Genomic DNA, 20,344 nt, shown 5'->3' on the forward strand with positions numbered 1-20,344 from the left:
GCAGGCAGGAAATGCACCAGCCCCTCCAGCACGCCCGCCCCGTAACAGCCGTTCATGCCCAGAAAACCGCCACGGGCCAGATACAGGCGATCGGCGGTGCCGGCGGCCTGCGCGATCCGCAACGCCTCCCGGCGCACATCCGGCGCCGCGTTGGCCACCAGCACCGCCTGCAGCCCGCCGGTCAGCGCCGCAAGATCGTTGCCGCTGTCCCCGGCGAACACGGTGGACGCCTCATCGTATCCCGCGCGTTCCATCAGAAAGCGCACCGCGTGCAGCTTGGTGGCGCGCTCCGGAAGCACGTCCAGCAGGCCGCAGCCGCGCGCCTCGTCCACACTCCAGGTCACGCTGGCGCGCACGCCCCGGTCCGCAAGGCGGCGGTGCATCTCCGCGCACAGCGCGTCGCGCTCCACGTTCAGCGCAACGTAGAAACTGAGCTTGAACCGGTTCTGCTGCTCCGGCTCCTGGAGCACCAAAGGATCCAGGTCCGCGAATACCCGGGCGAGGTCGTCATGCCCGTACCCGTTCCAATCCGGCGCGATCGCGCGCTCCCACGCGACCCATGGGTGCCACGCGCCAGCGCGCACCTGGTACAAGGTGCTCCCCACGTCGCCCGCGGCATAGGCCGGCAGCGGAAGCCCGTAGTCCCGGATCGCGGCCTGCAACAGCTCCAGGCGACGTCCGCTGACGTAGGCCAGGGTCAATTCCGCGCGCCGCGCGATGCGCCGCAACAGCGGCCGGGCCTGGGGAGACTCCTCCGGCACCCCGTTGGGCAACAGGGTGCGGTCCAGGTCACAACACAACAGCACCTTCATCCCGCCACCCGCGCTTCTGGCCGGCGGTTTGGCCGGCCGACCGGGCCCGAGTATAGCACCCGCCTTCCGCGGCACGTGCCAACAAACCGACTTCCGCGCGTCCACCGCCGCCCACGGCGGGCGCCCTCGGTATGTTGTGGCCCCGGAAATAGTATGATGAATCCTCGGTGGCATCGTGCACCGAGGAAGTGGGCCCATGCCACGCACGCACCCCCTGCGTGTCGCAGATGCTGCCCGGGAGAATGTTCATGACCCAGAAACCCTCCGGCCCACGCGGAGTCCTGAAGCACGACTACCTCGGCCTGGACAGCGCCTCCATCAAGCGCTCCCTGGCCAACCGGTTGATCTACTCGGTGGGCAAGGATCCCTACACCGCCACGGACCGGGACTGGTTCCACACGGTGGCCTACCTGATCCGGGACCGCCTGATCGAACGCTGGATGGAGACCCAGCGGGCCTGTTATCACGGCGACGTCAAACGCGTGTACTACCTCTCCCTGGAGTTCCTCATCGGCCGCACCCTCTCCAACAGCTTGCTGAACATGGACTTCCACGATGAATGTCGCAGCGCGCTTGCGGACGTGGGCCTGGACCTCGAACGACTGCAGGACATGGAATCCGACGCCGCCCTGGGGAACGGCGGCCTTGGGCGTCTCGCCGCCTGCATACTGGACTCCATGGCCACGCTGCGCCTGCCGGGCTACGGCTACGGCATCCGCTACGAGTACGGCTTGTTCAAGCAGGGATTCGAGGATGGCTATCAGGTGGAGCATCCGGAGAACTGGTTGCGCTACGGAAACCCCTGGGAATTTCCCCGCCCCGAGGTGCTATACCCGGTAAAATTCTACGGCCAGGCGGTGGAGCTGACGGACGAACAAGGCCGTATGTGGAACCACTGGGTCAACACCGAAGAGGTGATGGCCTTGGCCTACGACACGCCGATCCCCGGCTATCAGACCAACACCGTCAACAACCTGCGCCTGTGGTCGGCACGGTCGTCGCGCGACTTCAACCTCCAGTATTTCAACGAAGGGGACTATATCCGTGCCCTGGAAACCCAAACCGAGTCCGAGAATCTCTCCCGGGTGCTGTATCCCGACGACACCAGCACCATCGGCCGGGAACTGCGACTCAAACAGGAGTACTTCTTTGTCTGTGCATCCCTGCAGGATATCCTGCGCCGCTTCCTGAAACATCACGACAATCTGGATCAACTGCCGGACAAGGTGGTCATCCAATTGAACGATACCCACCCGTCCATCGCCGTTCCCGAGCTGATGCGGGTGCTGGTGGATCTGCACCGGCTGGAATGGGACCGCGCCTGGGACATCACCACCCGGGTATTCGCCTACACCAACCACACGCTGATGCCAGAGGCCCTGGAAACTTGGCCCGTGTCGCTGCTGGCAACCGTGCTGCCACGGCATCTGCAGATCATCTACGAGATCAACCGGCGCTTCCTGCATCAGGTGGCACACCGCTGGCCCGGGGATACCGAACGCATGCGGCGCATGTCCCTGGTCGACGAGGGCGGCGAGCGCAGCGTGCGGATGGCACATCTCGCCACGGTGGGCAGCCATCGGGTCAATGGCGTGTCCAGAATCCACACTCACCTCATGAAGGACACCATATTTTCCGATTTCGAGCAGTTCTTCCCGAACAAGATCGTCAACATCACCAACGGTGTGACACCGCGGCGATGGCTGCACCACACCAACCCGGCGCTCGCACAGCTTCTGATCGGACGAATAGGCCGCGGGTGGATCACCGACCTCGGCCAACTCCGCAGGCTGAAGGATCTGGCCGCCGACTCGCAGTTCCAGGATGAGTTCCGCGCCGTGAAGCTCGCCAACAAGACCCGGCTGGCGCAGCTGATCGAGCGGCATTTGGGTGTGGTGGTGGACACTGCGTCCCTGTTCGACGTGCAGGTCAAGCGGATACACGAATACAAACGCCAGCTCTTAAATATCCTGCACGTGATCGCGCTGTACAATCAGGTGCGTGACAACCCGCAGTCCGACCGGATCGCCCGCACGGTGATCTTCAGCGGGAAGGCCGCCCCCGGCTACCGGATGGCGAAGCTCATCATCAAGCTGATCCACGACGTGGCGGACGTAATCAACCAGGACCCGGCGGTGCGCGGGATCCTGAAGATCGTGTACATTCCGAACTACGACGTGAGCACTGCCGAGGACATCATCCCCGCCGCGGAGCTTTCCGAACAGATCTCCACCGCCGGCACGGAGGCGTCCGGCACCGGCAACATGAAGCTGGCCCTGAACGGGGCCTTGACCATCGGCACCCTGGATGGCGCCAACGTGGAAATCCGCGAGGAAGTCGGCGCGGACCATATCTTCATCTTTGGTCACCGCAGCGAAGAGGTCGCGGCGCTGAAACGCCAGGGCTATCGTCCGGACGACTATGTGTCGCGGAGCCCGGAATTGCGCCGCACCCTGGACATGATCGGATCGGGGTTCTTCTCGCCCGACCAGCCGGAGCGCTTCCGGGCGGTGATCCATTCACTCACGACCGGCGGTGACCCGTACCTGGTGCTCGCCGACTTCGATTCCTATCTGGAGATCCAGCGGCAGGTGGATGCCCTGTACCGGGACCCACCGGAGTGGACCCGATGGGCGATCCTCAACGTGGCGGCCATGGAACGGTTCTCCAGCGACCGTACCGTGCAGGATTACGCGAAAAAGGTGTGGAACGTACATCCGGTGGCACACGAATAAAGCTGCCGCCGAGCACACAATGCCGGGACCAGCGGGATCCAGCTCCCCAACGCCGATTACCGCTTCATCGAGTCGAAGAACTCGGCATTGGTCTTCGTCGCCTTGAGCTTGTCCAGCACGAACTCCATGGCGGCCAGTTCGTCCATGGGATGCAGGAGCTTGCGCAGTATCCACATCTTCTGCAGCTCCTCCGGATTGGTCAGCAGTTCCTCGCGGCGGGTACCGGAACGATTGATATTGATCGCGGGGTAGATGCGCTTCTCCGCGATCCGGCGATCCAGATGGATCTCCATGTTGCCGGTGCCCTTGAACTCCTCGTAGATCACGTCGTCCATGCGCGAACCGGTGTCGATCAGCGCGGTGGCAAGGATGGTCAGGCTGCCGCCTTCCTCGATATTGCGCGCCGCGCCGAAGAAGCGCTTCGGGCGCTGCAGGGCGTTGGCATCGACGCCGCCGGTCAACACCTTGCCGGATGCCGGCACCACGGTATTGTAGGCCCGCGCCAAGCGCGTGATGGAATCCAGGAGGATCACCACGTCCATTTTGTGTTCCACCAGGCGCTTGGCCTTCTCGATCACCATCTCCGCCACCTGGACATGACGGGTGGCGGGCTCGTCAAAGGTGCTGGAGATCACCTCCCCGCGCACCGAGCGTTGCATCTCGGTCACCTCTTCCGGCCGCTCATCGATCAACAGCACCATGAGGTGGATTTCCGGATGGTTGGCGACGATGGACTGCGCGATGTTCTGCAACATCATGGTCTTGCCTGCCTTGGGCGGAGAGACCACCAGGCCGCGCTGGCCCTTGCCGATCGGGGAAATCAGATCGATGATGCGGGCAGTGATGTCCTCGGTACTGCCGTTGCCGCGCTCCAACGACATCCGGTCGGTAGCGTGCAGGGGCGTCAGATTCTCGAACAGGACCTTGTTCTTCGCGTTCTCGGGTGGCTCGAAGTTGATCTGGCTGACCTTGAGCATCGCGAAGTAGCGCTCCCCTTCCTTAGGGGGGCGGATGGTCCCGGAGACGGTGTCGCCGGTACGCAGGCTAAAGCGGCGGATCTGGCTGGGGGAGACGTAGATGTCGTCCGGTCCCGCTAGATAGGAACTGTCCGCGGAGCGCAGGAACCCGAAACCATCTTGCAGGATCTCCAGGGCTCCGTCTCCGGAGATGTCTTCACCGTTCTTCGACTGCGCCTTCAGGATCGCGAAAATCACGTCCTGTTTCCGGGAGCGCGCCATCCCCTCGATGCCAAGGGACTGGGCGAGATCAATCAATTCCGACGCGGATTTCTGCTTGAGTTCCGTGAGATTCATGTTCGAGGGCTATCCGACCAAAGTCAGGAGGGTGGAAGGAAGAACGATAAGATCGGGGTCGTTCGTGCAATGGCTTGGGGTACTGCCGGACCGGCGGGGGCCGGACCGGTTACTCTTGTTGGTCCAACCTTACCACCTTGTCCGGGACGAATCCACAGTTTTACATGACGCACCCGCGTCACAGATTGCTGTCCAGGAACGCCGCCAGTTGTGACTTGGAAACTGCGCCGACCTTGGTGGCCTCCACGTTGCCATCCTTGAATAACATCAGGGTGGGTATGCCACGGATGCCGTACTTAGGTGGAGTCGCGGGGTTCTCATCGATATTGAGCTTGGCGATCCGCAGCTTGCCGGCGTATTCCTGTGCGATCTCGTCAAGAATCGGGGCGATCATCTTACACGGTCCGCACCAGTCGGCCCAGTAGTCCACCAGCACCGGCGTAGCCGATTTGAGAACGTCGCTCTCGAAGCTGTCGTCGGTCACGTACACGATGTTGTCACTCACGTTTCTGCCTCCAGAATGCGTTGCTCTTTATCTAACGATACGATCTCGAACGGCATGCACCAACCGCCAAGCCAAGCACATGCGGCCCAGTGGCCACAGGGATTTGGAAACGACATTCCGCAAACGCGCCACGCCGTCCCGGGCCGGTGACATACGCAACCGGAACCCTACTTTAAAGAACCGCGTGTAGCCGCGAACCTCGATTCTTTGAGTCCCGGGTTACTCCGACGGCCCCGTGTCTGCAATGAGCCTATGTCCGAAGGGATCGACAGCCCGGTGGATGCGGGCGCTGGACGGGGTTTCTACTAAGGACTATGGTAACACCATCCATTTCAGCCTAAAGCCGCCGGTTTTTCAAGTCCACCCAGCCCCTCAGTTGCGGTATCCTATAATCCATGAGCCAGAACCCATTGACGGACGTCTCGTTCTCCAGTTTCGATCTGCCGGCGGAAGTAATGCAAGGCATTGATGGGGCTGGATTTACATACTGCACTCCGATCCAATCCAATACCCTGCCCCTGGCGCTGAGTGGACAGGATGTGGCCGGCCAGGCCCAGACCGGGACCGGCAAGACTGCCGCGTTCCTGGTCGCGATGCTGTGCCACTTGGCGCGCCATCCACGGAATCCAGAGCCGGGGCCATCCCAGCCCCGCGCCCTGATCCTTGCCCCGACCCGCGAACTGGCCATCCAGATCCACCGGGACGCGGAGATCCTCGGGCGCCACACCGGCCTGCGCCTCGCCCTCGCCTACGGAGGGACGGGCTACGAGAGCCAGCGCGAGACACTGCAAGCGGGCGTCGACGTGCTGATCGGGACCCCCGGGCGCATCATCGATTACTTCAAGCAGCATGTATTCAACTTGAAGCAGGCCCAGGTGGTGGTGCTGGACGAGGCCGATCGGATGTTCGACCTGGGCTTCATCCGCGACATCCGTTTTCTGCTGCGCCGCTGTCCCATTCCGGAACAGCGTCTGAGCCTGCTGTTCTCCGCCACCCTCTCCTACCGGGTCCTGGAGCTGGCCTACGAGCACATGAACAACCCGCAGCTGGTTCAGGTGGAACCTGAGAAGCTCACCGTAGACCAAGTGCGGCAGAAGATCTACTACACGGCCAATGAGGACAAGATCCCGTTGCTCCTCGGCCTGCTCGGACACATGAATCCCCTACGCACCATGGTGTTCGTCAACACCAAACGGGATGCCGAGCGCGTGACACGCTACCTGGACGCCAACGGCTTCCGCTCGGCGGTGCTCTCCGGCGACGTGCCCCAGCAGAAACGCCAGCACCTGTTGGCGGGTTTTCTGGGAGGCAAGCTGCCGATCCTGGTAGCCACCGATGTGGCAGCCCGGGGATTACACATCCCGGGCGTGAGCCATGTGTTCAACTTCGATCTTCCCCAGGACGCGGAGGATTACGTGCATCGCATCGGACGCACCGCGCGGCTGGGCGCCGAAGGCGACGCCATCAGTTTCGCCTGTGAACGCTACGCCTATTCCCTCCCAGACATCGAGGCGTACATTGGCCAGAAGATTCCCTCCGAACCCGTGGACCCCGGGATGCTGGTAACGCCGGCGCCGCCGGCGCGCCGCGAGCACCACCCCGGGGACGAGCCGCGACCCCAGCGTCGAGGCCGGCGCCGGACGCCGACCTCCTCCGCCTAGGGACCGCCCCGGCCGGCCGTGATCTCCGTCCCCTGGAACGAGACCCTGCTGGACCTGCTGCGCCGGTTGCAGGAGGCGCGGCGTTTGCGCCTCGTGCTGAACACGCTGCTGGTGCTGACCATCGCCCACGGGCTGGCGGTCACCACTTGGCTCATGGTTCCCGCGCCCCGTCCGGGACCGCCGCCAGCAGCCAATCCCATCGTCTCCAGCCCCGCCCCCGGAGCCACCGGGCTGCCCTCCGTCGCGGAGATCGCCGCCCTGCACCTGTTCGGTGTGGCGCTGCCGAACCAGGCGCGCGCGAACGCCGTGAACGCGCCGGAAACCACCCTGCAGCTGGTACTCCAGGGGGTATTGGCAGCCACCGACGCGCAGGCGGCGCGCGCCATCATCTCCGCCCCCAACGTCGATCAGAAACCCTACCGGGTCGGAGACCTCCTCCCGGGCAATGCGATCCTCAAGGAGATCTACCCGGACCGGGTGCTCCTGGAACGCAACGGTCACTACGAGACCCTGCGCCTGCCCCAGGATCAATCGGTCGTGGGGATCAGCCCCTCCAGCGCGTTCCAGCCAGCGGCATCCGACGCCGGCGTGGCCCAGGAGCTGCGCGCCTACCGGGACCAGCTGGTACGCAATCCCCAGTCCATCTTCCAGCTCCTGCGTCTGGTCCCGGCCCGCCAGGGGGGACAGTTTCTTGGCTTCCGGGTCTATCCCAGCCAGGACCGCGCCCTGTTCACGCGCCTCGGGCTGCACCCCGGCGACCTCATTACCTCCGTAAACGGGATCGCCCTCAATGATCCGCGCAACGGTATCGAGGTGCTCAGCAAGCTGCGTACCGCAAACAACATCGAAGTGTCCCTGCAGCGTAACGGCGCGCCGCAGACCCTCGCGATCAATCTGAACCAATAGCTTCCGCCCCGGCTCCCACCCGGAAGCCGCCCGCAGGGACAACCCGCTACGCGGGACGACCCGCCGCCTGCAGCAGCTGTACCGCCAGCGGCTTGGTGGCCTCGCCCACATACAGCGACCGGTGCGGGAACGGGATCTCGATACCCTCCCGGTCGAAGGCCTTCTTCACGCGCCGCAGGAACTGACGCCCCACCTCCCACTGCTTGATGGGCTTGGTGCGGATCCGGCCCTTGATCACCACCGCGGAATCGTCGAACTTATCCACGCCGAAGATCTCCACGTCGTCCACCAGCAAGGGGCCGAAGTAGTCGTCGTCGCGCAGTTCCTTGGCCACGTGCCCCAGCACCTCCACTACCCGGTCGGTGTCTTCCTTGTAGGCCACGCCGATATCGAACACGTAGGCCGACCATTCATTGGTCAGGTTCGACAAACTGTTGATGGCGCCATTGGGAAAGATATGGACGGTACCGGACAGATCGCGCAGCACCAGGGTGCGGAAATTGATCGCCTCCATCAGACCGCCGGTGCCGTTGACCACCGCCACGTCCCCCACCCGGACTTGATTCTCCAGGATGATGAAGAAACCGGAGATCACATCGCGCACCAGATTCTGGGCACCGAAGCCCACCGCCAGCCCCGCGACACCGGCGCTGGCCAGGACCGGGCCGATGTTGATTCCGAACTGGCCGAGCAACACCAGGCCGGTCACGACCCAGACCAGGAGCAAGGCACCCTGACGCAACAGGCGCACCAGGGTCTCGGCGCGCTTCTTCGCCTCGCCGGCACCCTCGCCCGCGGCCTCCGCGCGGCGCGTGAACTGATCCTCCAGGCGCCGGAACACCTTACCCAACAGGGTCACCAACACCTGGGCCACTACCAGGATGAGCAGCATGCGGAACACCGCACCGCCGATGGCAACCCAATCCAGGCCGGCAAAATATTCAGTCAATTGATGCATCTGGTCCATGCGAGGCTCCTTTCAGGGAATTCGGATCCGCCGCGCTGCAGTGCCCGTGGGCGTATCGGCAAGATACGGGGCACCAGCGGCGCAACGGACGTACGGGAACAGACAAGGAAGTGGCGGTACTACAGATCAAGCCCGCCCGCACAGGGTATTCCGCGTTCGCCGCCGCCGCAGCGACAACCCCGCAGGCACGTTCCCGCGGGCGGTCTTCCCCCCTGGCCCGGGACCCCTACCATAGCACACCACGTCCGCCGCCTTGCGCGAGCGTGCCCCACATCCCGAATCTCAAGCGCGGGCAGGGTTCCACCGCCGGCCGGAAAACGGGTTCAATCCGTCGCAACCGCGACCGTGACCTCAGCACACCCGGCGCGCGGATGGCGGGCCGTCAGCCGCAGCGCCGCGCCGGGCGGCGCGCGCACCAGCCATTCCACCTTGGTGCGGTCTTCGGTGGGGTCGGCGCTCCAGTCACTCGGCGCGGAGGGCTTGTACGCGCGGCCCTCCAGCTGGCCCCCTTCCACCCGCCGCAGGCCTTCCACCAGACCGGCCCCATCCGGGAGGTGGATCTCGCAGACCACGCCGCGCACCAGTTTTCGATCCCGCGCGTGCCGGGTGACGCAGGTGGGCAACCAACCGGTGTTGTGCACCACCAGACGCACCCGATAGACGTCTTTGCCCACGGGGATCACGCCAGCCTCGAGGATCTCCAGGCGCGGGGCGATCAATAAATGCCACACCAGCCAGCCGGCGAACGGCGCTACCTCGCGCTCCAGCAATGCCGGTGGCGGATTGCGGAACGTGTACAGATAATCCCAGCCCCCCAGCTCCACGGGCCCGAGTTGAGGATGCGCATAGGGATACCAGTCGACGTAGCCTCTGCCATCGAGGGCCTCATCGTTCCAATGCAACAACCGCAGATCGTCCTCCAGGGGATGTTCCCGGAACCAGTCGATGTACTTGTAGTCCCGGATGCCCGCCTGACGCTGGGGGCTCCACAGTTCCACCGTCCACGCGTATACGCCGAGATGCTCGTACATCCAATCATCGAATGCACCGGTGATGACCTCCTTCGGGTGATACCGGAACTCGTGGAACACCGAGATCGCCGGATACCCGGTGAGTTCCGTGGCCTTGGCCCCGATCTTCTGATAGGTCCACAGGTCCTCGGCGGGCAACGCTTGGTCATCCTGATGGGAATAAGGGCGCAACACCACGCCGCTGAATGTATGGAAGGCCACCGCCCCGGTGATGTTGGGATGTCCCACGATGAAATCCACTGCGGCGCGCACCTCAGGTTCCGACGTGGGGTACGGCCCGGCACCCTTCTGATCCGGCTCCGGACGCCAGTGGCCGGGATAATTGCGGTTGAGATCCAAACCCTCCCGGGGCGGGGCGACGGCCAGGGACACCCCGTCGTAACCTTCTACGCGACCCTCCGGCATCAGCCGGAAATACCGTCCGCCGGTCTCCGCCGGCTCGCGTCGCACCAGCAAGCGCGGTTCCTGGGGGCAGACCTTCCACGGCCCGTTGGGATCCGGGATGCGCATGGTCAGGATACGGCCGTCCCCGTCCATGTCTTCGGATACGAGCCCCTGCGCGGGTGCCTCGTCGTAGGGGTAGGGGCGGGTACTGGATCGGATCAGCTTCGGGTGCTCCGCCAGGGCCCATTCAGCGCCGTCAGGATTGAGCCGCGGACAGACGTAGAACGTGCGGGTATCGAGACAGCGGGTGATGTCCGGGTCGGAACCGTAGCCCTCGGCAAGGGCGTGGAGCAGGTACAAACAGGCGCTGGAAGCCGCCAGCTCCGTGGCATGCACATTGCCGTCCACCCAGAGGGCAGGCCGGTCCCCGGGCGCGCCGCCGCTGGCCGCGCACACGGTGACGAGCCAGATCTCCCGGCCCTCATGGCTACGGCCGATGGCCTCCAAACGTACCAGTTGCGGAAACCGGCGTTGCAGCTCCTGAAGCCACGCCGTCAGCTCCGCATAACGATAATAACGGTCCGCCGCAGTAGCGGACGTCACCGCGAACTCCACTGCACGCCACGCACTGCGGGTGGACGGGGCGGGGGACCGCTCGCGCCGGTGATCATGGCCGCGGCACGAGGAAACGACGGCCCTGATACCGCAAGATAATGCCGTCCGGGGTAATCTCCTCCAGCACCTCGCCCCCCGGCAGGCGCTGCCCCTCCCGGTACTTGTGCAGATTGATCAGTACGAAACGCAGTGCGCGATCCGGAGAATAGACATGGACATCCATGTGAAGTGGGGGCAGTGAGGCACGAAAGCTGGGCGGAAGCTGATCGAGGCGTGGCACCGGCTCCTGGGGACGGGTTGCAGTGTACTCCGGCGGCGCCAGCGGCTGGTGCGTCTGCGCGGTGCGGGCTTGGCCCGCCAGGGAGGCTGGCGCGCGAACCGGCGGCGCGGTGGGCACGACCGGCGCCGCCGCGGAAGGCGCGGGCGTCACCGAGGGCGACGGCGCGGGTGACGCGGGTACCGGCCGCGTTCCGCTCGGCTTCGTCACCTGGGGCTTCGAGACTGAAGGCGGGGTCAGCGGCGCCGGGGCGCGGGCGATGGACCCCGACACGGCCGGTCCCGGCGCTAGCGCCGGAGCGGGGACCGGGCTCCGTTCGTGCAGGATCCACCACGCCGATGCCACGGCGACGACGATCCCGGCCGCCGCGCCCGCGGCCCACGGGCCCCAGGGACGGCGCAGGGTCGCGGGCGCGGCGGTGCGCAGATCGATGGTGAGTGGCGAGACCGCGCCCTGGCCGCGCGCCCGTTCCGACTTTTTAAGTGCCTCAAGGATGTACGACATGGGGGCCCTCGGAGGCGTAGGTCGCGGTGGAATCCAGCCGCGGCAGGTCGGAATTACCAGTCAGGGTATTCAACAGAATCAGTGTGTCCACGTCAGCGGTCCCGGTGGAGCGCAGCCCATGGTGAAGCTGGAACGCCAGCAGGCGGCTCTTGAGAGTATCATCGAAGAAACCCGGTTCCGACCCCTGAAGCGGGGTTCCATCCGCCTGCCCCAGGTGGTCACGCAACCACTCGACTGCCGGTCCCCGGGTGCCCGGCAGGATCAGGGTGGTGCCCAAGGGTGGCTTCCACAACAGCAGATAGTCTCCATACCAATATCGGCCCACCACTGCCTGGGGGATCTCCAAGGCGCGGCCTCCCAACTGCAGGGTGACCTGATCACCGGTGAGGGCCATCAGCACCCCCTGGTGACGATAGCCGCCGGGACCCGTGAGCGCCAGGATCGCCGGCCGGTCATAGCGCCGCAGACGGCTCCAATTACCGGAGCGGTACAGGCAGCGCAGACCGGCGCCCTGGGCACGCTCGCAGGCGGTATCCCCGGGTAGGGCCCGATAGTGCAGGCCCCACTCATGAAACAGGGACACGAATGCCGCCTGGTCCTCCCCGGGGCTGGGCGGCTGGGCCAGGATCTGAGCGAACCGCGTGCCCGCGGCGTCCCGCACCACGCCCGTGCCGGCGGGCGCCGCCGGTTGCGCAGTGCGCGGTCGCGCCGGGCCCCGCAGCGCGGCCTCCACATGCTCCACGACCTGTTGCGCCTGAGCGCGCCACGCCCGCACGGGGTGTCCGTGCAGCCACCAAGCCGCCAGCACCATGAGCACCAGCAGCCCGCTGGCCGCCAGCCATCGCGCCCGGTGCACCGAGCGCCGCCCGGGACTCACGCCGGGTCCCAGGACCTGTGCCGCCGCCGCGCGTACCAAGCGTGCGTCGATCTGCTGCTGCTCCTGCGAGTACGCACCCAGCAACGCACGGTCGCAAACCGCATTGATCAATCGCGGTACGCCCCCCGTCACCCGGTGCACGCGCCGTTGGGCACCGTCGGTGAACAACGAGCGCCAAGCACCGCTCACCGCCAGACGGTGCTGGATATAAGCAGCGGTCTCGCGCAGGTTGAGCGGGGTGAGGTGATAGCGCGCGGTGATGCGCTGGGCGAGTTGCCGCAGATCACTGCGCGCCAGCAGGTCGCGCAGCTCGGGCTGGCCGACCAGAATCACCTGGAGCAGCTTATGCTTGGCGGTCTCCAGGTTGGTCAGCAACCGCACCTGCTCGAGCACATCGGGGGTGAGATTCTGGGCCTCATCGATGATCACCACTGTGCGCCTGCCCTGTGCGTGGGCCGTCAGTAAATGCTGGTTGATCGCATCCACCAGGGGTTTTGGCGAGGTGGCTTTCGAGTCATAAGGAATATTCAGCTCATCGCACACCGCCGCCAGCAGTTCCCCCGCCGACATCCGCGGGCTCAACACCAGCGCCGCGTCGACGCGGTCCGAAAGCTGCTCCAGCAGGGACCGGCACAACGTGGTCTTGCCGGTGCCCACCTCGCCGGTGAGCTGCACGAAGCCCCCGCCCTGCTCGACCCCGAACACCAAGTGCGCCAACGCCTCCCGGTGCCGCGCGCTCAGATAGAGGAAGTGGGGATCCGGCGTCAGCGAGAACGGTTGTTCGCGCAGGCCGAAATATTCCGTGTACATGGAGTTACCGGGTCAGCGTGTGCCGTACACGATCATAGTCCAAGCCTTGCGGGCCGGCTACCGGCGCGCGCACCGCCCACCTGGGCAGGTTCGATATTTTTTGTTAAGGTCGCCCACTATGACCCTTCCTGGTTCGCTCCGAGTCCCTACCCAGCGGCACGACCGATGAGATTCTGCAGCCAGTGTGGCGCCCCGGTGCAACGGCGCGTCCCCGCGGGGGACAATCTGCCGCGCTACATCTGCGACCACTGTCAGACGATCCACTACCAGAACCCGAAGATTGTCGCCGGATGCATCCCGGAATGGCGGGACCGCGTGCTGCTGTGCCGGCGCGCCATCGAGCCGCGTTATGGCTTGTGGACACTGCCCGCGGGGTTCATGGAAAACGGCGAGACCAGCGCCGCGGCCGCCGCCCGCGAGACCCTGGAGGAGGCACGCGCGGTGGTGCAGATCACCCAGTTCTTCGCCCTGTTCAGCATCCCGCACATCAGCCAAGTCTACCTGATGTTCCGCGGCGAACTGGCGGTCCCGGAATTCGCCGCCGGCGCCGAGAGCTTGGAGGTGGCGCTGTTCGAGGAACGCGACATCCCCTGGGACCGCTTGGCATTCCCGGTGGTCCGGGAGACCCTGCGCCGCTACTGCGCCGACCGGCAGCGCGGTAATTATCAGGTCCACACGGGAGACATCCACCCGGAGCCTGGACCGACGCCGCGGCGCTGAGGGTCGCGGCAGCTCACGACTCCGCGACCTTGGGATCGGCCGGCAGTTTGCCCGGTAACCCGGTATCAGGGCGCAGTTGCAGCGGCTCCGGTTCCTTGAGAAAACACACCACCGCGTCCCCGGTTCGGGGTTTCACGGGCGTCTTCGGCGATTGGAACACCACATCCCCGTTGTCCCGCACCACTACCATGTGCAGCGCATCCGCCGGACAGTCGCGGCGGAAGTCCTCGTAGCCGTAGGCCTCGGTGAGGCGCGTCTTCTGGAACCGCCAACCCTGGTAGTGGCGGCGCATCAATTCATCGTAAGTCGCCTGCTCGTCGAACACCACCTGCCCCCGCATGGTATGCACCAGGGCGCGCGGATCGTCCTCGTCACGGGCGTGGAGGCGCAGCTGAAACACGCGGTTGCGGCCCAGCTCCGGCGCGAACCGGGTGCAGACCAGGGCGTTATAGGCGTCGTTGTAACTCGAGGCCAGCAGATAGCCGATATCGTTGAGCTCCAGGGACTCCTCGGAACTCTCCGACAGGATCTCGCCGAAAGACACTCGCAGGCCCGACAACCGTGCCGGCTTCAGGCGGTCCCAGGACTGGTCCACGATCAGCACTGGAACCTTCAGATCTTGGAGCACGCGCGCCAACTCCACCGTCCAGGGTGAGGCACCGACGATGAGGATGCCGTTGCGACGGGTGGAGGCGAGTCCCAGCCACAGCGCGAGCCGGTGGATACTCAGCCCGTGCAGCACCACCGTGATCAGGATCAGAGAGAACACCAGCGGCACCAGCACGCTGGCATCGGCGTAGCCATGGGCCACCATTTCCGGGGCGAACACCGCGGCCACCGCCGCGGCGACGATCCCCCGCGGCGCGATCCACGCCACCAGCGCACGTTCCTGCCAGCTCATGCCGGCACCCCAGGTGGCCAACAACACCACCGTGGGGCGCACCAGAAAGACCAGCGCCGCCAGCAACGCCCCACTGCGCCAGTCGAGCTGCGCCAGCACCCCCGGATCGAGGTCCGCCGTGAGGATGATGAACACCCCCGAGACCAGCAGCACCGTCATGTATTCCTTGTAACGCCGGATCTCGTTGATCGCCGCCAGGCGCTGGTTGCCCATGCTGATCCCGAACACCGTTGCCGCCATCAACCCGGCTTCGTTCTGGACCAGATTGGCGACGATGTAGATCAGCAGCACGGCCGCGAACAGGACCGGCCCCTTGAGGAACTCGGGCACATAACCACGGCGAAACGCGGCCCCCAGTAACTGGCCGGTCCCAACCCCCAACAGTGCAGCGGCCACCAGGGCCACGGCCAGGCCCGCCATCACCCGGGAGAACCCCGCGTTCGCCTCCGTCGAAATGAAGTATTGGAATACCACCACCGCCAGCAGCGCGCCGACCGGGTCATTGATGATGCCCTCCCACTTCAGGTAGGAGGCCGGACGCCGGTTGAGCCGCGCCTGGCGCAGCATCGGCATGATCACCGTGGGACCGGTCACCACGGTGATGGCCCCGAACACCAACGCCACGGGCCACGACAACCCGCCGATCAGGTGCGCCGCCGCGCTGCCCAATCCCCAACTCAACACCACCCCCACCGACACCAATCGCTTCACCCCGGTCGCCGCCTCCCGCAACTCGTGCAGGCGCAGGTTGAGCCCTCCCTCGAACAGGATGATCGCCACCCCGAGGCGGATGATGGGGTGCAGCAGGTTGCCGAAGTCCTGGGACGGATGAAGCCAGCCAAGGACCGGCCCCACCAGCAAACCCGCCACCAGTAACAGCACGATGGCCGGTTGATGGAATCGCCATGCCAGCCACTGGGTGGCAATCCCCAGGGTGGCCACCAGCACCAGGGCCAAGGTCAGGTTGGATTCCATGCAACACGTCCTCCCTCTCCCGAGCGGAGAGATCCGCCCACCGTTATACGTGATAATACGACTGCATGCCGCGACGGCAGGCCGGTCCACCAACGTAGCGTTGCACGCTGGGAGACCCGATTCCGAAATTCACCAAAGTGCCCGTCCCACGTTGCGGAGCTTGCCAAAAGCGCGGGCCATAGACGCGACCCCGCGCCGTGACCGGATGCCTTGGGCGAACTCCCGGCGGACCGACCGCAGGCCGGCCGTCTGCGGTGTTGCCCCCGCGAGTAAAGAGGGGCCCTTGCGGCGCACCGGTCCGCGGCACGCTGTAGGCGCTCCCAAACGCGGCGCTACACGGGGCGTCCTGCCCCGCACGGGAGACTTGAAGCCCCATACGTCGATTTTCTTTACACCCCGAGAATAGTAAAAACGCTTATATATTAGTTGCTTAAACGGTAATAGCCGGGTAAAGCACGGAATGTCGGCGGATTGGAGAATTCAAACCAGATCCGGAAATAACCCAATTACATTATCTAAAACAGTTGGTTATGCTGATGTTGCCCGCTCCGGCGCGGCCCCAGTGTCGAACTTTTTTACAATCGATCCTGCCAGGACCATCGATACCCCGGTCCCGGTCCCGAACCTGGTCTACAGATTATTGAAATAATTGCTGTTAGTGGTGAATGGCACCGAATTTGCTGTGCACTAGGCGAGAGGAACGCGTACGGGACGGTGCGTGTCCGCAGGCTTCCACAGTTGCGCCGATTCCGATCTAACGGAGTTCCAACCCAGGCCGGACTGGCGCAACGAAGATCAAAGACAGCGGTGCATACGCCATGAGCCTTTCCAAGAAGATCAACGGCCATACCGTCGTCGCGCGACCCGTCTTCAAGGGCGATGCCCTCCCCGCCTATTGGGTCGGCGCCATCAACGACCGCCCCATGACGCGGACCTTTCCATCCGCCCGGGACGTGTTCCGGTTCGTGGAGCGCGCCGGTCTTCAGACCTGACGGCCTGCGGTCTGCCCGTTGCCGACGCGCCGGGCGTTACGCTCGCACCGCCCGGTTTGTTCCGGATGGGCGCCACCGGAGCCGGTGGCCTAACCCGCAGTACTCATAGAGGCTAGCGGGCGTCGGGTGCGCTCGCAACGAGGCGGCACCGGTGCATCGGTAAGCCGGCTACAGTGGATGCCGCCGCGCGCGTACCCCGCCCAAGCGCAATGGGTCCGGACGTGCCACGGTCCCGTCACGGGCCGATCCGGAGCGGGGTTGGCCGCGTATCGCAACCGCCGTACACTCCCCACCGGCCCACGCCGGGTCGCGGATCCTCTGACATCCTTCGCACGCCGGCCGACGTGGCACAGCGGCGCTAGCGTGTGCCGCGCAATCTCGGTAGCAACAGCGGCGCGTGATCAGGACCACATCAGGACCACATCAGGACCACATTCGAGGGGGCAGCAATTGGCAACGAACTCCGTGGGCACGCCTGAAGTACGGTGGAACGGCGCGGGCACCCAGCAGCCGCGGTCACGACGTCGGGTGGCGACCGTTGTCTTGGGGACGTTATGCGCGATCACCGCGTTCCGCGGAGTGGCGGCGTCCCCCGAACCGAGTCTCGCAACGCTGGCCGCATTACAGCGAACCGGCGCGCGGGTAAGCTTCCTGGCGGTGGACCTCGGCCACCCGCGGGTGGTGGCCGCCCTCGACCCGAGTCAGCGGCTGGTCCCCGCCTCCCTGACCAAGCTGTACACCGCCGCTTATGCCCTGGAACGCTGGGGCGCCGAGAAGACCTTCACGACGGCGTTCACTAGCCGGGGCACGATACGCGACGGCCGGCTCCAGGGCGACTTGGTGTTCCAAGGCATCGGGGATCCTTCCCTTACCAACGCCGGGTTGTGGTCACTCGCCGCCGGTGTTCGGCAACGCGGGATCCAGGAAGTTGACGGGGATCTGATCATCAACGCGGCCGGATTCGCGCCGGTGAACTGCACCGCCGCCGACCGGTGCCATGCACTGCGCACCAGCCACAACGCCTACAACGCACCCCTGTCCGCGGCGGGCGTGGACTATGCCACCGTCAGCGTAGCGGTGATCCCCGCCGCACACCCCGGGGAGCCCGCGCGGCTGGCGCTGGAACCCTTCGCAATCCCGATGATCCGTCTGGTCGGTGCGGTGCAGACCGGGCCCGCCAACGTCGCGGCCGCCGTCCGGGTGACCCGCCGCACCGAGGGTGACACCGATGTGGTGACGGTATCGGGCCGGGTTCCGGCCAACGGTCCGGTGGTGCGGGTGTATCGTTCCGTCTCGGACCCCGACCGGCAGGCGGGCCAGTTGCTCCGGGCGTTCCTCCAGCAGGCCGGTGTGCGCATCACCGGGACGATCCGTACCGAATCCCGGCCCCCCGCGCCCCAGAATCAGCGGGTAGCCGCGGTGGAAGGCGAGCCCCTGGGCATCGAACTTCGCAAGATGCTGACCTACAGCAACAACTACATGGCCGATACGCTGGCCCTGGATCTGGCGGCGGCGCAGATCCCACGACGGCAAGTCGATCTGCGGGACGCCGGGCGGCTGCTGGAACAATACGCGGGCGCGATCAACGCCCGCGGGCCATTCCGCGCCGTCGGAGGCGCGGACGCCCATCCGGTGTTCTGGAGCGGGAGCGGGTTGACGGTGCGCAACGCGTTGTCGGCCCGGGATCTGGTCGCACTGCTGAACCATATGTACTTGCGTGCCGGCGACTTCCCCGCCTTCCTCGGCGCCCTCACGGTGCCCGCCCATACGCCGGTCCCGATGCTGGCCCAGGGCGCCCCGGTGTGGCGCACGCGCATCGCCGTGAAGACCGGTTCCCTGTCGGAACCGGTATCGGTATTTGGCGTAGCGGGCTACTTCCGTTCCCCGCATGGAGGCTGGGGTGCCTTCGCGGCAATCATCAATGGTTCGGCGCGGCGCCCGAACATTCCCCTGGATACGTCACTGGCCGCCGTGCGATCCGCGGTAGAGGCCGTGATCAGCACTCCCCTGCCGCGCGGATCTCGCGCAGCGCACTAATAAACGCGTACGCCGCCACCGAGAACAGCACGACCACGGCCAGAAAGAACCCCACATCCACATGGGAGAGATTGGGGATATTCAGGCCGGTGGCAATCCCCCAGGCACCGATCGCCGGATCGGCGAGCCCCGCGGCACCTACCAGTACGAACGCGAGCCCGCCGCCGGCCAGGGTCCGGCCCGCCACCCGGTGGGCCACATAGGCGCGCGCGGCGTCGGGCAGCCGGCGGCGCGCCATCCAGGCACCGAAAGCCCACCCTAGCAGCATCTGGGCCACCATGGTCCCGAGTCCGAACAGGAGCCCGGGAAGGAACGCCAAGTATGGACTACCGGTGGCGGGCGCCAGCACCGTGTAGAGGATCAGCGCGAAGCCACCGGTACCCCAGCCCGCGATGAACCCATGGACCAGCGGCATATAGCCGGGGATCGGCTTCGGGTCCGCCGCATCCCCCGCGGCACCGTGAAACAGATGGGGTACACGTCCGCGCCTCAGGGTGTACCAGCCGGACGCCGCCATCACCGCGCCCACTATTATGTAGATGTAAAAATTCCAGCGCGGATGGTGGATGAAATCCAGCAGCGCGAAGTACGCCAGTTCGCAGGCGAGGGCGCGCTGGACCGCGAAGGTCGCGGAGAACAGGAACCCGGCACGCATGCCACCCTTGCGGCTGTAACTGCCCACCGAGTAGCTGAAGGTGATGGGCCAAGTATGTTCGTCCGGCGTGATCCCATGCAGCATCCCGATCCAGAATGCGGTGAACAGATCCAGGCCCAGCCCAAGGGAAAGGGCACCGGCACCAAGCGCGCCTGCGGGAACCAGATCCATACCTGCCTCGTGGGGACCCGACTACGGGGGTCCGGTGGAACCGGACCACGGCGTCGCGGGATCCATCTCCCCGCCGCCGCCCCCTGGAGGGAACGACCGCACAGGGAAATTCAATGGGTTGGATTGCACACGTCAAATAAGCTTGATTCTCTCAGGAAATACACGGCCAAACAATGTGAATTAAAACATCTGGCCGAATTCAGACCGCTATGCTGCTGCTGTTGATACAGCGCGCGCCATTGTACTTGTGAACGTCTCTTCATGACTAAAGCCCCCTCATGGAAAAGAAGAAAAGAATGGGACACCCACGAATCCTGACCGCTGTGGGCTGAGAGAAAAGAATGGGACACCCACGAATCTTGACCGCTATGGGCTGATGGGAAAAGAATGGGACACTCACGAATCTTGACCGCTGTGGGGTGAGGGAGTAGGTTTATTGTGGAACTTGTCATAGACGTTCAAGGAGGAACGTATGACCCGCGCACGCAGGGAAGTG

14 protein-coding genes are annotated in these 20,344 nt (G+C 65.2%); 5 read left to right on the plus strand and 9 right to left on the minus strand.

What is annotated here, in order from left to right; genetic code table 11:
• On the minus strand, positions 1-812 hold an 812-nt coding region (locus B7Z66_13225), incomplete at its 3' end, for a haloacid dehalogenase (GenBank protein ID OYV75346.1).
• A 242-nt stretch (positions 813-1,054) separates the two neighbouring features.
• Between B7Z66_13225 and B7Z66_13230 the strand changes: the two genes are divergently transcribed.
• A complete protein-coding gene (locus tag B7Z66_13230) occupies positions 1,055-3,547 on the plus strand; it encodes a glycogen phosphorylase (protein ID OYV75347.1) in 2,493 nt (830 codons plus the stop codon).
• Between the two features lie 56 nt (positions 3,548-3,603).
• Here B7Z66_13230 and B7Z66_13235 read toward each other — a convergent pair whose 3' ends face one another.
• Together B7Z66_13235 and B7Z66_13240 are read right to left on the minus strand one after the other, a co-directional pair.
• Positions 3,604-4,860, minus strand: coding sequence for a transcription termination factor Rho (locus B7Z66_13235; protein OYV75348.1), 1,257 nt, complete (start codon positions 4,858-4,860; stop codon positions 3,604-3,606).
• A 178-nt stretch (positions 4,861-5,038) separates the two neighbouring features.
• On the minus strand, positions 5,039-5,365 hold the full coding sequence (locus tag B7Z66_13240; protein ID OYV75349.1) for a thioredoxin: 327 nt from the start codon (positions 5,363-5,365) through the stop codon (positions 5,039-5,041).
• Between the two features lie 395 nt (positions 5,366-5,760).
• Between B7Z66_13240 and B7Z66_13245 the strand changes: the two genes are divergently transcribed.
• Together B7Z66_13245 and B7Z66_13250 are read left to right on the plus strand one after the other, a co-directional pair.
• Positions 5,761-7,026 carry an RNA helicase gene (locus tag B7Z66_13245; protein OYV75350.1) on the plus strand — a complete coding sequence of 422 codons (1,266 nt, stop codon included), beginning with the start codon at positions 5,761-5,763 and terminating at the stop codon, positions 7,024-7,026.
• 18 nt (positions 7,027-7,044) lie between these two features.
• Positions 7,045-7,932 (plus strand): type II secretion system protein GspC, encoded by an 888-nt coding sequence (locus tag B7Z66_13250; GenBank protein ID OYV75351.1) that lies wholly within the window; start codon positions 7,045-7,047, stop codon positions 7,930-7,932.
• 46 nt (positions 7,933-7,978) lie between these two features.
• On the opposite strand, the gene B7Z66_13255 is transcribed toward B7Z66_13250, so the two are convergent.
• From B7Z66_13255 to B7Z66_13270, 4 genes are all read right to left on the minus strand, one after another.
• Positions 7,979-8,890, minus strand: a complete 912-nt coding sequence (locus tag B7Z66_13255; protein ID OYV75359.1) for a mechanosensitive ion channel protein MscS — start codon at positions 8,888-8,890, stop codon at positions 7,979-7,981.
• Positions 8,891-9,222: 332 nt separating this feature from the next.
• Entirely contained in the window at positions 9,223-10,917 is a 1,695-nt protein-coding gene (locus tag B7Z66_13260; GenBank protein OYV75352.1) for a carboxypeptidase, read from the minus strand.
• A gap of 64 nt (positions 10,918-10,981) precedes the next feature.
• Complete coding sequence (locus B7Z66_13265; protein ID OYV75353.1) at positions 10,982-11,710, minus strand: hypothetical protein; 729 nt, start codon at positions 11,708-11,710, stop codon at positions 10,982-10,984.
• Positions 11,694-13,397, minus strand: coding sequence for a hypothetical protein (locus B7Z66_13270; protein ID OYV75354.1), 1,704 nt, complete (start codon positions 13,395-13,397; stop codon positions 11,694-11,696). The genes B7Z66_13265 and B7Z66_13270 overlap by 17 nt, the downstream gene beginning before the upstream one ends.
• Positions 13,398-13,562: 165 nt before the next feature.
• Between B7Z66_13270 and B7Z66_13275 the strand changes: the two genes are divergently transcribed.
• On the plus strand, positions 13,563-14,117 hold the full coding sequence (locus tag B7Z66_13275) for an NUDIX hydrolase (protein OYV75355.1): 555 nt from the start codon (positions 13,563-13,565) through the stop codon (positions 14,115-14,117).
• Between the two features lie 13 nt (positions 14,118-14,130).
• On the opposite strand, the gene B7Z66_13280 is transcribed toward B7Z66_13275, so the two are convergent.
• Entirely contained in the window at positions 14,131-15,993 is a 1,863-nt protein-coding gene (locus tag B7Z66_13280) for a sodium:proton exchanger (GenBank protein ID OYV75356.1), read from the minus strand.
• A 1,169-nt stretch (positions 15,994-17,162) separates the two neighbouring features.
• Between B7Z66_13280 and B7Z66_13285 the strand changes: the two genes are divergently transcribed.
• The gene (locus tag B7Z66_13285; protein ID OYV75357.1) at positions 17,163-19,022 is read left to right on the plus strand and encodes a D-alanyl-D-alanine carboxypeptidase/D-alanyl-D-alanine-endopeptidase; all 1,860 of its coding nucleotides are present in this window, start codon (positions 17,163-17,165) and stop codon (positions 19,020-19,022) included.
• Here the strand turns inward: B7Z66_13285 and B7Z66_13290 are convergent.
• Positions 18,982-19,848, minus strand: coding sequence for a hypothetical protein (locus B7Z66_13290; GenBank protein ID OYV75358.1), 867 nt, complete (start codon positions 19,846-19,848; stop codon positions 18,982-18,984). The two genes, B7Z66_13285 and B7Z66_13290, sit on opposite strands and share 41 nt — an antisense overlap.
• Positions 19,849-20,344 lie beyond the last annotated feature (496 nt).

Source organism: Chromatiales bacterium 21-64-14 (genome assembly GCA_002255365.1).
Classification (GTDB): domain Bacteria; phylum Pseudomonadota; class Gammaproteobacteria; order 21-64-14; family 21-64-14; genus 21-64-14.

Coding starts and splice junctions, on each gene's coding strand:
- B7Z66_13230 (OYV75347.1), top strand. CDS start 1,055: ATGTTCATGACCCAGAAACCCTCCGGCCCACGCGGAGTCCTGAAGCAC.
- B7Z66_13235 (OYV75348.1), bottom strand. CDS start 4,860: ATGAATCTCACGGAACTCAAGCAGAAATCCGCGTCGGAATTGATTGAT.
- B7Z66_13245 (OYV75350.1), top strand. CDS start 5,761: ATGAGCCAGAACCCATTGACGGACGTCTCGTTCTCCAGTTTCGATCTG.
- B7Z66_13255 (OYV75359.1), bottom strand. CDS start 8,890: ATGCATCAATTGACTGAATATTTTGCCGGCCTGGATTGGGTTGCCATC.
- B7Z66_13265 (OYV75353.1), bottom strand. CDS start 11,710: ATGTCGTACATCCTTGAGGCACTTAAAAAGTCGGAACGGGCGCGCGGC.
- B7Z66_13270 (OYV75354.1), bottom strand. CDS start 13,397: ATGTACACGGAATATTTCGGCCTGCGCGAACAACCGTTCTCGCTGACG.
- B7Z66_13275 (OYV75355.1), top strand. CDS start 13,563: ATGAGATTCTGCAGCCAGTGTGGCGCCCCGGTGCAACGGCGCGTCCCC.
- B7Z66_13280 (OYV75356.1), bottom strand. CDS start 15,993: ATGGAATCCAACCTGACCTTGGCCCTGGTGCTGGTGGCCACCCTGGGG.
- B7Z66_13285 (OYV75357.1), top strand. CDS start 17,163: ATGCCGCCGCGCGCGTACCCCGCCCAAGCGCAATGGGTCCGGACGTGC.
- B7Z66_13290 (OYV75358.1), bottom strand. CDS start 19,848: ATGGATCTGGTTCCCGCAGGCGCGCTTGGTGCCGGTGCCCTTTCCCTT.